The sequence below is a fragment of the Pseudomonas sp. GNP014 genome, assembly GCF_054344005.1.
This window is the reverse complement of the sequence record NZ_JBTGUS010000001.1, coordinates 4,714,041-4,727,235: the sequence shown is the minus strand read 5'-3', so window position 1 is coordinate 4,727,235 and position 13,195 is coordinate 4,714,041. Positions and strand designations below refer to the sequence as shown.

The following is a 13,195-nucleotide window of genomic DNA, read 5'->3' as shown; positions in this document are numbered from 1 at the left end:
ACGCAGCGTTACGCAGAGCTTGCTGGTGGGTCAGAGCAGATTCCACGACACGCCGAGGTAAACCCCCATGCCTTCACCCGGTGTCGAACGCGCGGCGTCCAGTCCTTTATCGTCATATCCCGGCGTAACTGTAGCGGCGTAGTGTTGGTTGGTCAGATTGCGCAGGTCCAGCCACGTCTGCCAGTCGCCCTTGGGCGCGTTATAGCCCAGCGTTGCGCCGAACAGCGCGTAGGGATCGGCGTAGTAACTGTTGGCGTAATCCACAGCGACTTTCGACACCAGTTGCGTACTGAGCGCCGCGAAGAAGCCCTGCGGCCAGTCATAGCGCAACTCACCCTGGTAGTAGTGCATTGGCAGCCCCGGCAAGCGGTTGTCGCCGAAGCGATCATCATCGCGATAGTGGAAGTCGCTGAAGGTGTAGGCCTGGCGCAGGCTCAACCGGCGACCATCAGCGGCGGACCAGAGTTTGCTGTTCAGGCTTGCCTCGACCCCTTGGTGAACGGTGGGGCTGGCATTGAGTTCGTAAGGCGTGACGGCGTTGGCGTCCGGCAATACCGACAGCAATTCGTGGCGCACTTGCGCGTAGTACCACGCCAGACTCCACTCACCGGCGGCACTCTCGCCACGTCCGCCCAGTTCAAGGGTGGTGGCGGTCTGGTTCTGCAGTTTGATCGGGTCTTTTTGCGTGCCGGTCGCCGCGCCATTGCCGGCCGGGAAACGCACATTGGAGCTGTAGATCAGCGACCACGGGTGCGGTGCTTCGACCGAGCGGCTGAGGTTGCCGAACAGTTGCAAGTCCGGCGTGACCTGATAGCGCAGGCCGATGCGCGGCGCGTAATCCCAGTCGTTCATGCTGGTTTTGCCGCCGCTTTGCGGCAGGGTCACGGCGCTTTCGCGGCGGGTGTAGATTGCCGCGAGGCCAGCGGTCAGCCACAGGTCATCGGCGATTTTCAGGTCGTTGCCGGCGTGCAGAACGGTGTCCGAACCTTGATAGGTGAAGTTGCGCATGTGTGTGCCCGGCACGTAATTGATGGTGTTCGGAACGGTGGGGATGCGCACGAACTCGCTGGCGCCGTCATTGGGCAGGTGTTTGGTCACGCGCAGGCCAACGGTGCTGCGGCTTTCCATGCCGAAAATCGTGTCACGGCGTTTGTAGTCGAACGTGCCGCTGACGTCGGTATAGGCGACTTTCAAGCGGTTCGGGCCTTCGCGCAAATCCATCGGGTAATCGTGGTAGACGAGGCCGGTCTGAATGCTCGAATCGTCGTCGATGTAGTAGGTAGTCTTGTTGCCGATGAAGGTGCTGCCCGGCTGCTTGCGGCTGTCGTCACGCGCCACATAGGACGGATTGGCCGCGCGAGGCGAGTGTTCGATGGAGTGCTTGGTCACGCGGCCGGCGAGGTCGTTGTCGGTTTCGCGGTAACGGATGTAGAAGCGCGTTTCCAGGTTCGGATTGAAGCGATAGCCGAAGTTGGCGATTACGCCTTTGCTCTCGCTGTCGGTGTGATCCTGATAGCCGTCAGCGTTGGCATCGGTCAGCGACACGTAGTAATCGAAGTCGCCCAATACTTGCCCGGAGCTCACCTGGCGCTGCTGATAGCCGTGGCTGCCGGTGGCGTAGCGCACTTGCAGCTTCGGCGCGTCGTAGCCGGTGTGGCTGACGTAGTCGATGGCGCCGCCCAGCGCCAGAGAGCCCCGGTCAAAGCCGTTGGCACCGCGCAACACTTCAACGTGATCGACCCACAGCGGTTCGAGCAATTCGTAAGGCGTGCCACCGGGGCCCGTCAGCGGCAAGCCGTCGAGCATCGTGTACAGCCCCGACGCGTGCGCGCCCGGCGCCCGGTTGATGCCCGAACCGCGGATGGAAATCTTCACGCCTTCGTTGCCCGCCGACTGCGCATACACACCCGGCTGATACGCCAGCACATCCTGGTTGCTCGCCACGCGACCCTGCAAGGGCTGGCGCATGTCGACCACATTGGTGCCGCCGGGCACCTGTTCGAGGCGGGCCCTGGCCTCTTCAATCGAAGCGTCCGCAGCGTTTTGATCCTGCGCCGAAATCAGCACTTGCCCCAGTTCCAGACCTTGAGTCTCGGCCAGTGCCGGGCAGGCGAGGGCGAGGCCCAGCAGGGCGGCGGGCAGGGATTTGGACGCGGACATCGAGAAAACTCCAGGCAGACGGGAACGGGCAATGAACAGTGCGACGCAAGAAAGATCCAGGGAAACACATGGCGACTGTGCTTTTTTGCCAGGCCATGGCAAACGGCCGGTCATGAACTAACCTCACGTGTCTGGATTGTCCGGTCAATCAACATTTCATTGCGGTCGTGTTTCATGAGGGCTCGGTCATGGCAAAAGACAAAAAGAAGGCCGCCAAGGCGCCTGAACGTCCGAAGTTGAACAACAAGGACTACCTTGCGCAGTTGCGCAAGCTGCACGTCGAACTGGTCAAGTTGCAGGAGTGGGTCATTGCCAGCGGCGCCAAGGTCTGCATCGTGTTTGAAGGCCGCGACGGCGCCGGCAAGGGCGGGGTGATCAAGGCGATCACCGAGCGTGTCAGCCCGCGGGTCTTTCGTGTGGTGGCGCTGCCCGCGCCGACCGACCGTGAAAAGAGCCAGATGCACGTGCAGCGTTACCTGCCGCATTTACCGGCGGGTGGCGAAGTGGTGATTTTTGATCGCAGCTGGTACAACCGCGCCGGCGTCGAGCGGGTAATGGGTTTCTGCACCGAGGAACAGGCCGACAAGTTCCTCAACTCCATCCCGTGGGTGGAGCACACGATCGTCCAGTCTGGCGTGATCCTGCTCAAGTACTGGCTGGAAGTCAGCCCCGAAGAACAGACCCGCCGGCTTGAGGCGCGGATCAACGACGGGCGCAAGATCTGGAAACTGACCCCAATGGATCTCAAGTCCTACAGCCGTTGGTACGACTACTCACGAGCGCGGGACGAAATGTTCAAGCGCTCCGACACCGAACACGCGCCGTGGCTGGTCGCCGATTCCAACGACAAGCGCCGGGCACGCCTGAACATCATCACCGATCTGCTCAGTCGCATTCCGTATGAAGACGTGAAGCGCGAGAAGGTGACGCTGCCCAAACGGCAGAAACCGGGCAACTACGAAGAACCGAACTATCCATACCGGCGGGTCGCAGAACCCTACTGAGAGGGAGGCCACTTGCCGGCGGTCAAGTGGCGCACTGGCTCAGACAACGCTGGCGCGGGTCAGGCTGCTGACGTGTCCGATGCCCGCCGCCTTCAATCGGTCGATCAGGTCATTGCGAGCATTTTGTCCGCCCGCCCGGATGTACTCCAGTTCCGCGGCGGTGATCAACATCACACTGACTAGCTTGACGGGCGATAACGGCATGTCATCGATTTGTGTGGAGAAATCCGCTTGCGGCGCGCCGAGCAGCATGCCGGTCATGTCGTCCTCGGTGACGAAGCTGGCTGGCAACTGATCGCACATGTAGTCCGATTGACTGAAGCCTGGAATTTCGAATGACATCGAGCCATATTTCTCCAGCCGGTGGGTAAGTCCACCGGCGTGCGCCACTTCTCTGGCCAGGTGTTTCAACAATTCGAAAGCCCAGCTGCGTGTGAGTGGATAAACGTCGCCCGTGGCACCGCGCGCATGTTCGGGGATATCTGCGGTTTCGATGAACAATTCCATTTCAAAACCGTTGCCCAGGCCTTCGACACCGTCGAACGGGTCCGACATGCCTTCGGTAGCGAGGATGATCGAATCGGCTCGACGCACCACACGATACGCCTGACGGGTCGATGGCCAGTCCGGGCCGCCCATCAAACTCGGGCTGATCGCGTAGCCCAGAACATCGCTTTCACTGACGCCGACGCTGTTCCAGTGCCGGTCCAGGCATTTCTGACTGGCCTCTCGCAGGGCCAGGTTGGCCTTTTCTGCCTCGCTCAGGTCGTCATAAGAGAAGGTTTCGTAGGGTTCCTCTGTATGTTCCAGTGCTGGAGCAGATTCAGTGACCGGTGTTTTCCGTGAGGCGAAGAGTTTTTTAAAAAATTGCACAGGCGTTCCTTGCGTCATCGTGATGATTTTGCCGCATGGCAGGATCCGGCAGATTCTCGCATCGGATCACATGGATTGGCCAATTGCCTGTAATCAGCCGTTAGGCGGAATTCGCCACAAAGACGTCAAAATCCTCGGGCGCGATGTTGCTTGAAGCGCGTGGCGCAGAGAATTTGTCCGGCAGCGCTTCCATCCGTCGCCCGCGCTGAACCTCGGTGATCTCGCGTCTTTCTACCAAGGGAGTCCTTCACGAGAACACTTTTATGTTCGATCAGCAAAAACAGGCATCCCTCGCGGCATGGCGCAAACTGGCGACACAGGCGCAAATGCGCCTGGACCCGGAGCAGCAGTACGACGAGTTGCTCAAGGCAGCCGATGAAATGGAGGAGCAGGGGCTGATCACCAGTGCCGAGTGGCGGCAACTGGTGCGTGATGCCGGTAGCGTGTTCACTCGCAATACGCCGCGCACAGAGGGTTGAGCTAACACCTGCAGGGGCTGCGGTATTCGACAGACACAGTGATTGGCCGCTCAGGTGACGCGGCCTTTTTTGTGGGCTGGCTGGTCTGTTCTGGACATTTGCAACAGCTGCGCAAACGCCACTTTGTCGATCGGCCGGCTCATGAAATAACCCTGCACTTCATTGCATTGATCCTTGCCGAGTATCGCCAGTTGTTCCTCGGTCTCGACGCCTTCGGCGGTCACCGTCAGACCCATGGCCTTGCCTAGGCCGATGATCGCCTGCACCACTGCGCGATCGTTGGCACCGCTGCTGATCGAGGCAATGAAACGCTTGTCGATCTTGATTCCGTCGAACGGATAGGCGCGCAGATAGCCGAGGGATGAGTAGCCGGTGCCGAAATCGTCCATGTTCAGGCGCACGCCCAGTTCCTTGAGCGCATTCATGGTGGTCAACGCGCAGTCGGTGTCGTTGAGCATCACGTTTTCGGTGATCTCCAGTTCCAGGCGACTGGCCGGGAAGCGGGTTTCGACCAGTATTTCGCGGACATCCTCGACCACGTCGCTGACGGCAAATTGCGCCGGCGACAGGTTGACCGACAGCAGAATGTCCGGCGGCCAGGCCAGCGCAGTTTCGCAGGCTTCGCGCAAAACCCAGCGGCCAAGCGGGACGATCAGATCGGTCTGTTCCGCCAGGGCAATGAACACATCCGGTCCGAGCAACCCCTGAGTCGGGTGCTGCCAGCGCACCAGTGCCTCGACCGAGACGATCTGCTTGCCGTCGACCTTGTAGCGCGGCTGATAGTGCAGGACGAACTCGTTGTGTTTGAGCGCATGGCGCAGGTCATTTTCCATTTGCCGGCGGGTCTGGATCTGGTCGCTCATGTGCGCTTCGAAATAACACCAGGTGTTCTTGCCCTCGGACTTGGCCTGATACAGAGCGATGTCGGCGTAGCGGATCAGGTCGCCGGGCACGTATCCGTGGTGACGGCTGAGGGCGATGCCGATGCTGGCGCCGATGTGCAGCGGATGGTGCTCGAAGACCACCGGTTGATGCAGGCTGCCGATCAGGCGCGTGCAGAATTTGTCGATTTCAGCGTGGCTGTCCATGCCGTTGAGCACCACGACGAACTCGTCGCCACCGAGCCGGGCGACGATGTCATTGTCGCGGGTGCTTTCGCGCAGACGCGTGGCGACCTCTTGCAGCACGGCGTCGCCCGCCGGATGACCGAGTGAATCGTTGATCGGCTTGAAGTTGTCGAGGTCGATCATCAGCAGCGACAGGGCCGGGGCGTGCTCCTTGAGCAGCAGCGCGTCATCCAGATAGCGCGCCAGTTTGTTGCGGTTGGGCAGGCCGGTCAGCGCATCGTGCAGGGACAGGTGCTGGATCTGCGCATGGGCGGCCACTTCGTCAGTGATGTCACTGGCGGTGCCGCGATACCCGACAACGGCGTGCTGGTCGAAGATCGGCCGTGCGGAAAGTCGGCAATGACGTTGCTCGCCGGAGTGATCCCGGTAGGTGCAACGCAGGTCGCTGGTATTGGTTTGCTCGGTCAGTGCCCGCAGCCACAGTTCCAGCGGAGTGGTGTCGCAGAACAGCAGTTGGCCGATGTCCTGGCCTAGCCAAAAATCCTGCGGATAACCGGTCACTTCGCTGAACCGCGCCGATAGATAAGTCAGCGACAGCGCCCGGTCGACTTCCCAGATCCAGTCCGACGCCGCTTCCGCCACCGCCCGAAAACGTTCCTCACTGGCTTCCAGTCCGCGATTGGCGCTTTCCAGTGCGAGGTTCGAGGCTTGCATCACGGCAAAGCTTTGGTCGACATATTGCGAGGAGCGCAACGCATGGCGAAAGAAATACGCGGTGAGCAGCATCAGCACCAGCATGGTCACGCCGAGGGGGGGCAACAATGACCACAACAAGCGCTGACCGGGTTGCTCCAGATCGGCGATCAGGCTGTAACCGGTGTTGTCCAGCGCCACCCTGGGCCTGTCGCGGGCCAGCGTTTCATCCGGGGCGAGGGTCAGATTGCTCAAGCCATAGCCGCTGCCGAGCGCGCGCAGTTTGGTCGGGGTGAGTTTGTCGACAAACACCAACACCGAGGTTTTCCGTGGATCGCCCAACGGCCGCGCATCATTGGGAATGATCGCCGCCGCCGACACCAGCGCCGGCCAGCCTTCGAACAACGAGTAAACGCTGACGGGAATGCTCAAGTCGCTCTGGCCCTGCACCTGTTCGACCAGCGTTGCGGTGGGGATTTGCAGAAATTCGGAGACGTCGCTGTCGAGCAATTGGCCGCGCACCACCGCATACCGGGTATGCTCGCGGTCGAGGACGAACACGCCGTCATAGCCGTCATTGGTGAACAGGGTTTTGCCAACGTTCTGCTCAGTGAACGCCCAGTTGATATCCACCGGGTTGCTCAGATGTTCATAGGCGGTGGTCCAGTTGGCGTAGCTGGATATGTAGTTCTTCGACGCGGTCATGCGGTTTTCAAGGGCGCGGGCCGAGTAAAACCGGGTTTTGCTGATTTCTTCGGTGTCGAGACGATTGGCGATGCCGAGCAAGGCAACGCTCGCGGCGATCACGCCGGCGACGAACAGCGCGCCGACAGCGATGGCCAGGCGCCGGGTCACGGCGTTTTGCCGGGGTGGAAGGGGCGCCGCATAACTGGAAATATCCATGTGCTCGTCCTTGATCCGCAGTCTTCTGAATCTAGAACAATGGCGCGCACGCAATGTTCCGACTCTTCTACGCACTGTCCTCAAAAGCGTAGTGAAGACGGTGCAATTTGCCTCTTCAACAGCGGCTTGCCGATCAGCGGCGATTCCCGAAAGCACAAGACTTCCCGCGTAAAAACCGGATAATGGCCGCCATTCGTTTAGCCGTATTCTGGTAATCCCGCATGGAAATCAAGGTCAATTTTCTCGACAACCTTCGACTTGAAGCCAAGTTCGACGACTTCACGGTGATCGCCGATCAGCCCATTCGCTATAAGGGCGATGGCTCGGCACCGGGGCCGTTCGACTACTTTCTGGCGTCGTCGGCGTTGTGCGCGGCTTACTTCGTGAAGTTGTACTGCGACACGCGCAACATCCCCACGGAAAACATTCGCCTGTCGCAGAACAACATCGTCGACCCGGAAAACCGCTACAACCAGATCTTCAAGATCCAGGTCGAGTTGCCGGCAGACATCTCCGAGAAGGATCGTCTGGGCATTCTGCGGTCGATCGACCGTTGCACAGTGAAGAAGGTCGTGCAGACCGGCCCCGAGTTCGTGATCGAGGAAGTCGAAAACCTCGACGCCGATGCCCAGGCCTTGCTGATGCCGCATGCGGGCTCCGAGGCCGGCACCTGCATTGCCGGCAAGGACCTGCCGCTGGAACAGACCATCGCCAATATGTCGGGGATTCTGGCCGACCTGGGCATGAAGATTGAAATCGCCTCGTGGCGCAACATCGTGCCCAATGTCTGGTCGCTGCATATCCGCGATGCGCATTCGCCAATGTGCTTCACCAACGGCAAGGGCGCGACCAAGGAAGGCGCCCTGGCGTCGGCACTGGGCGAATTCATCGAGCGCTTGAACTGCAACTTCTTCTACAACGACCAGTTCTGGGGCGAAGAGATCGCCAATGCCGAGTTCGTGCATTACCCGGACGAGCAATGGTTCAAGCCCGGCCCGCAAGACGAGCTACCGGCCGAAATCCTCGACGAATACACCCTGAAGATTTACAACCGCGATGGCGAGTTGCGCGGTTCGCACCTGTACGACACCAACTCAGGCAACACCCAGCGTGGCATCTGCTCGCTGCCGTTTGTGCGTCAGTCGGACAATGAAGTGGTGTACTTCCCGTCCAACCTCATCGAAAACCTCTACCTCAGCAACGGCATGAGCGCTGGCAACACCCTTGCCGAAGCACAGGTGCAGTGCCTGTCGGAAATCTTTGAGCGCGCGGTCAAGCGCGAAATCCTTGAAGGCGAAATGGCCCTGCCGGATGTGCCGCAAGAGGTGCTGGAGAAATACCCGAGCATCCTCGCCGGTATCAAGGGCCTGGAAGAACAGGGCTTCCCGGTGCTGGTCAAGGATGCGTCGCTGGGCGGTGAGTTCCCGGTGATGTGCGTGACCCTGATGAACCCGCGCACCGGCGGCGTGTTTGCCTCGTTCGGCGCACACCCGAGCCTGGAAGTGGCGCTGGAACGCAGCCTGACCGAGTTGCTGCAGGGCCGCAGTTTCGAAGGTTTGAACGACTTGCCGCAGCCGACCTTCTCCGGGCAGGCCGTGACCGAGCCGAACAACTTCGTCGAGCACTTCATCGACTCCAGCGGTGTGGTGTCGTGGCGCTTCTTCAGTGCTAAACCGGACTTCGAATTCGTCGAGTGGGACTTCTCAGGCGATGGCGAAAACACCAACGCCGAAGAAGCCGCGACCCTGTTCGGCATCCTCGAAGACATGGGCAAGGAAGTCTACATGGCCGTCTACGAGCACATCGGTGCCAAGGCCTGCCGCATTCTGGTGCCGGACTACTCGGAGATCTACCCGGTCGAAGACCTGATCTGGGACAACACCAACAAAGCCCTGCAATTTCGCGCCGACATCCTCAACCTGCACAACCTGAGCAAAGTCGGCCTGCGCAACCTCGCCCAAGGCCTGGAAAACAGCGAACAGGACGATTACACCGACATCACCACCCTGATCGGCATCGAGTTCGACGACAACACGCCGTGGGGCAAACTGACCATCCTCGAACTGCGCCTGCTGATCTACCTCGCCCTGCAGAAGTTCGAACAGGCGAAGGATCTGGTCGAGGCCTTCCTGCAGTACAACGACAACACCGTCGAACGCGGCTTGTTCTATCAAGCCGTCAACGTCGTGCTGGAGATGGAACTGGACGAGGATCTGCAGCTGGAAGACTACGAAGCCAACTTCCGCCGCATGTTCGGTGATGAGCGCATGGACGCAGCGATTGGTTCGGTCAATGGCAGCGTGCGGTTCTACGGGTTGACGCCGACCAGCATGAAGCTGGAAGGGCTGGATCGGCATTTGCGTTTGATCGAGAGCTACAAGAAGCTGCATTCGGCGCGGGCGAATGTGGCAGGTCTAACTGGATGACAGTTGTCATCCAGGCTTGAGCAGAAAACCTGTGACGAGGAGCTTGCCAGCTCGGCACAGGTTTGCGGCTTAACTGATCGCCTGAAGTCTGATTGGGTTCAACAAACAGTCACGCCGTGGTTGCTGTTCTCCCACGTTTTCTTAAATGACGCTCGCCGATCGCGAGCGTTGTGTAGTTGACGACGCCTGCTGTGGACGGTTCGCCAATACCGGCAGGTTTCGCCAGCTTTTATCGACCGTGCGCCGCGTTGGCCAATGCCCCCGTATCCACCCGCACAAACACCGAATCGCCCACCGCAGTCAGCACATCCCCCGCATACACCTCGCAAATCACCCGGGTCTTGCGCCCGACGTCACCCTCGACTTTCGCTCGCAAACTCAGCGGTACGCCCATCGGTGTCGGCTTGATGAATTTGATGCCGAGGTTGCCGGTCACGCAGTCGATGCGCGGCAGGCTGCCGGGTTCGCGGTTTTCCGTGCGGTAGTGGTAGGCCATCGCCGTCCAGTTGGAATGGCAATCGACCAGCATCGCAATCAATCCGCCGTAGACCAGGTCCGGCCAGCCGCAGTATCTGGCGTCCGGCACATGTTCGGCGAGCACGTGCACACCGTCTGCATGCCAGCGGCTTTTGATGTGCAGGCCGTGGGGATTGCGGTCACCGCAGCCGTAGCAGACGCCTTCGGGGGCCGCGAGGTCTTGCAGGGGGGTGTCGAGTTCAGACATGGGATTGCTCATCCTGGAGTGGGAAGCCCGGTCAGGCGCAGGCGATTGCGTCCGCCGCGTTTGGATTCGTAGAGTGCGGCGTCGCCTTGTTCGATCAGCGCGGTAAGGCTGGCGGGTGGCTGTTCGAACAGGTTGGCGCCGATGCTCAGCGTGACCGCCGCGGGCGTGGGGAAAGTCTGTGAAGTCATGCCGAGAAACTGTTCACGCAGGGCGTTGCCCAGTTCGACGACGCGTTCGCCGGAAGCATCGTTTAGCAAAATGACGAACTCGTCGCCGCCCAGTCGCGCCGTCAGCGCATGGCGTGGCAGCAGCGAGCGGATCATCTCGCTCAAGGCGATCAGCAATCGGTCGCCGGCGGTGTGGCCGTACTGGTCGTTGACCAGTTTGAAGTTGTCGATGTCGATCAGCAGCAGGGCGCCGGGGCATTCGGGCGAGGCTTGCGTCAGCAGGCGCGGTGCGCGTTTTTCAAGGGCGCGGCGGTTGTACAGGGCGGTCAGCGGATCGCGCTCGGCCAGCCGGGCGATCTGTTTTTCCCGGCGATAGCGCTCGGTGCCGGTCATCGACAGGGCGATCAACATAATCGCCATCGTGCCTTCGACCAGCGAAATCTGGATGATCTCGCCGCGAAACGCCGCCAGATCGATCAGCGTGCCGGGGATCACCACGGTCAACGCCTTGGCGACATAGAAAATCCCATGAGCCAGCAGCACGTAACGCAGTTGCACCGCGCCAACGCTCAGTGATTTGCCGTGGGGGCGCAGGAGAAAACTGGCCTTGAGGGTCGAGAGCGCCACCAGCAGCGAGTTGGCCGCGAGCATGACCTTCGACCATAGCGGCCCCTCCGGCAGTAACAACATGACCAGCCAGGCGACGAAAATCAGCGACCAGGTGCGTGACAGCCGCGTCTGGGTGAAGCGTGCGACGCCGAGCAGGAACAGGAAATGCGCGGTCACCAGCAGGCCGTTGGCGAACCAGATGCCGATCAGCAAAAGGCCGTTGCTGCGCAGCAGGGCCAGAGTGGAACCCACGGTAATCGTGGCGAACCCGGCGCTCCAGAACAACAGGGAAGGTTCACGGATGCTGCGCCACTCGATCGCCATATACAGCGCTGCCGCCGCTGCCAGGGCAGTGGAGAGGGTCAACATCGTTGGTGGGTCGAGCGGCATTTCTGGACGAGCCTGTCTGATGGGCGAATAGACGGGCGATTGTAAGCGTTCGGGGCCGTTTTGGCAGGTGGGGTGGCGCGTGCGGTCGCGGCCACACGCACCGCTCGCTCATGACTTGGGCGCGAGCCAGGTGTCCACCACCCGCCGATCCAGTTCTTCCCAATACGCCATGCCCAGCACTCGCGTGGTGTTCAGGCCGCGCAAGTAGCCGCGCAATTGATTGGCGGTGTCCTGAATAAGCTGCGGGTCGGCGACGGTCTTGTCCAGCAGGACGCTTTCGTACTGGACCAGGTACTCGGCCACACGCTCGCGAAAGTCGGGCAATACGGCGTCTCGGATCAGGTCAAACGTTCTCAAAGAGGGTTCCTCATGCATCTTTTTCTAGTTGTAGTGAGTGTGGATCAGTCTGTACGGCGCGCAACTATTGCTAGAAGTAATAGTGACCATCACGAAACGCAAGTTTTGCTTTGTCGGTAATGGGCGGAAAATCACCCCCATCGAACACGCCGCTCAAGGAATTTGCGCGATGAACACATTGACCCGACTGGTTTTGGTCGCCCTGCTGACGGGCGGAGCGGTTGCCGCTGCACCAGCGTTCGCAGACGACGGCCGGTCATGTCACTTGCAGTCCATCACCGGCAGCAGCGCCACGTTGCAGCACTCGCAAACCGTGGGCGTACTGTACAGCGAGAACACCCTGGACAATCTGCAATACCTCGAGCGCTACCACGACATGGCGCTCAACGGCGCCAAGGGTGCGCTGGACTCGCGGATTCGTGAAGCGTTCGTCGATAGCTCCGACCCGGAACTGGCGATTGACTGGCTGGTGAACTCGTTGCAGCAACAGTTTCTGTCAGTGACCGTCTATGACAGCCTCGATGAGCTGGTTCAGGCCCATCCGGACATCGTGGTGAAGCTCGACACCTTCAACCGTTTGATGACCCAACGCAACAGCCTGGTCGAGGCGCGTTTTACCGCACGCTTCTATGACGCCGACCTGCAATACATCGGCAAGGCTGAAGGCTCCGTGGAAAAACAACTGCCCTCGGCCTGGGTGCATCACCAGGCGCCGCCGCAGATCGCCGCGCAGATCGAGAAGCAGCGAGACCTGCAACTCAATGCGTTGAAACAATTCGATGCATCACTCAAGGCGCTGGTGGCTTCGAGCTGAACCGCAAACCATAAATGGCAATGGCGGCGCGGTGGCGCTGCACCGTTGCCGGTTGAACCGACACTTTATTTTCAGGATTACACCCATGCGTTCTTTATTTGTTCCGGCCCTGGCGGTTTCTTCGTTGCTGCTCGCCGGTTGCGCCTCGGCGCCGAACGACCCGACCCTGACCCTGCAGACTGACAAGACGCCTGCGCAGTACGCCGATTGCGTCGTGCCGAAACTGCGAGGCAGTGCGCTCAGCCCGACCGTTTCGCAGACCCAGCGCAGCTACCGCATCGTAGTGCCGAGCAAGGTTTCGGCGGACAACGTGCTGGAGGCCTACAAGGCCGGCAACGGCGGCAAGGTGTTCATTTATGAACGCCACTTGCTGGCCTCGAACTTCCTGCCTTCGAGTTTTGAACGGGCCGCTCAGGACTGCATCTGATTCCGCCCGATCGACGTTTTTGACAGAGCTCCTTTGGTTGGCCGCAACCAACCAATTTTTTGCCCCGTGCCTTCATTCGGTCGCGGGGCTTTTTTTTGCCGG

The 13,195-nt window shown here is 60.3% G+C and carries 11 protein-coding genes; 5 read left to right on the top strand and 6 right to left on the bottom strand.

The genetic code is table 11. From position 1 onward, the window contains the following. Positions 1-30: 30 nt before the first annotated feature. Positions 31-2,160: a TonB-dependent receptor family protein gene (locus ACXX9E_RS21260; RefSeq protein WP_458556123.1), complete on the bottom strand. Its 2,130-nt coding sequence runs from the start codon at positions 2,158-2,160 to the stop codon at positions 31-33. A 188-nt stretch (positions 2,161-2,348) separates the two neighbouring features. Between ACXX9E_RS21260 and ppk2 the strand changes: the two genes are divergently transcribed. Continuing rightward, a complete protein-coding gene (ppk2, locus tag ACXX9E_RS21255) occupies positions 2,349-3,164 on the top strand; it encodes a polyphosphate kinase 2 (RefSeq protein WP_336346499.1) in 816 nt (271 codons plus the stop codon). Between the two features lie 39 nt (positions 3,165-3,203). Here the strand turns inward: ppk2 and ACXX9E_RS21250 are convergent, their stop codons facing one another. Beyond that, positions 3,204-4,037, bottom strand: a complete 834-nt coding sequence (locus tag ACXX9E_RS21250; RefSeq protein ID WP_458556609.1) for a suppressor of fused domain protein — start codon at positions 4,035-4,037, stop codon at positions 3,204-3,206. A gap of 263 nt (positions 4,038-4,300) precedes the next feature. Between ACXX9E_RS21250 and ACXX9E_RS21245 the strand changes: the two genes are divergently transcribed. Further along, positions 4,301-4,516: a hypothetical protein gene (locus ACXX9E_RS21245; RefSeq protein ID WP_123464244.1), complete on the top strand. Its 216-nt coding sequence runs from the start codon at positions 4,301-4,303 to the stop codon at positions 4,514-4,516. Positions 4,517-4,566: 50 nt separating this feature from the next. On the opposite strand, the gene ACXX9E_RS21240 is transcribed toward ACXX9E_RS21245, so the two are convergent. Continuing rightward, complete coding sequence (locus ACXX9E_RS21240) at positions 4,567-7,179, bottom strand: bifunctional diguanylate cyclase/phosphodiesterase (protein ID WP_458556122.1); 2,613 nt, start codon at positions 7,177-7,179, stop codon at positions 4,567-4,569. A 221-nt stretch (positions 7,180-7,400) separates the two neighbouring features. Here ACXX9E_RS21240 and ACXX9E_RS21235 point away from each other — a divergent pair, with 221 nt between their 5' ends. Continuing rightward, a complete protein-coding gene (locus ACXX9E_RS21235) occupies positions 7,401-9,605 on the top strand; it encodes an OsmC domain/YcaO domain-containing protein (RefSeq protein ID WP_128615104.1) in 2,205 nt (734 codons plus the stop codon). Between the two features lie 229 nt (positions 9,606-9,834). Here the strand turns inward: ACXX9E_RS21235 and ACXX9E_RS21230 are convergent, their stop codons facing one another. From ACXX9E_RS21230 to ACXX9E_RS21220, 3 genes are all read right to left on the bottom strand, one after another. Next, positions 9,835-10,329, bottom strand: coding sequence for a PaaI family thioesterase (locus ACXX9E_RS21230; RefSeq protein ID WP_128615103.1), 495 nt, complete (start codon positions 10,327-10,329; stop codon positions 9,835-9,837). Positions 10,330-10,337: 8 nt separating this feature from the next. Beyond that, the gene (locus ACXX9E_RS21225) at positions 10,338-11,495 is read right to left on the bottom strand and encodes a GGDEF domain-containing protein (RefSeq protein ID WP_186748263.1); all 1,158 of its coding nucleotides are present in this window, start codon (positions 11,493-11,495) and stop codon (positions 10,338-10,340) included. Positions 11,496-11,603: 108 nt separating this feature from the next. Beyond that, a complete protein-coding gene (locus ACXX9E_RS21220) occupies positions 11,604-11,852 on the bottom strand; it encodes a hypothetical protein (RefSeq protein WP_128615102.1) in 249 nt (82 codons plus the stop codon). 169 nt (positions 11,853-12,021) lie between these two features. On the opposite strand from ACXX9E_RS21220, the gene ACXX9E_RS21215 reads away from it, so the two are divergent. Then, entirely contained in the window at positions 12,022-12,666 is a 645-nt protein-coding gene (locus ACXX9E_RS21215) for an ATPase (RefSeq protein ID WP_458556121.1), read from the top strand. An 85-nt stretch (positions 12,667-12,751) separates the two neighbouring features. Next, positions 12,752-13,093, top strand: coding sequence for a YajG family lipoprotein (locus tag ACXX9E_RS21210; RefSeq protein WP_123464260.1), 342 nt, complete (start codon positions 12,752-12,754; stop codon positions 13,091-13,093). The last annotated feature ends 102 nt before the right edge of the window (positions 13,094-13,195 follow it).

Bases quoted from the DNA above. Each gene is read 5' to 3' on its own strand.
- ACXX9E_RS21260 (WP_458556123.1), bottom strand. From the start codon at position 2,160: ATGTCCGCGTCCAAATCCCTGCCCGCCGCCCTGCTGGGCCTCGCCCTC.
- ppk2 (WP_336346499.1), top strand. From the start codon at position 2,349: ATGGCAAAAGACAAAAAGAAGGCCGCCAAGGCGCCTGAACGTCCGAAG.
- ACXX9E_RS21245 (WP_123464244.1), top strand. From the start codon at position 4,301: ATGTTCGATCAGCAAAAACAGGCATCCCTCGCGGCATGGCGCAAACTG.
- ACXX9E_RS21240 (WP_458556122.1), bottom strand. From the start codon at position 7,179: ATGGATATTTCCAGTTATGCGGCGCCCCTTCCACCCCGGCAAAACGCC.
- ACXX9E_RS21235 (WP_128615104.1), top strand. From the start codon at position 7,401: ATGGAAATCAAGGTCAATTTTCTCGACAACCTTCGACTTGAAGCCAAG.
- ACXX9E_RS21230 (WP_128615103.1), bottom strand. From the start codon at position 10,329: ATGTCTGAACTCGACACCCCCCTGCAAGACCTCGCGGCCCCCGAAGGC.
- ACXX9E_RS21225 (WP_186748263.1), bottom strand. From the start codon at position 11,495: ATGCCGCTCGACCCACCAACGATGTTGACCCTCTCCACTGCCCTGGCA.
- ACXX9E_RS21215 (WP_458556121.1), top strand. From the start codon at position 12,022: ATGAACACATTGACCCGACTGGTTTTGGTCGCCCTGCTGACGGGCGGA.
- ACXX9E_RS21210 (WP_123464260.1), top strand. From the start codon at position 12,752: ATGCGTTCTTTATTTGTTCCGGCCCTGGCGGTTTCTTCGTTGCTGCTC.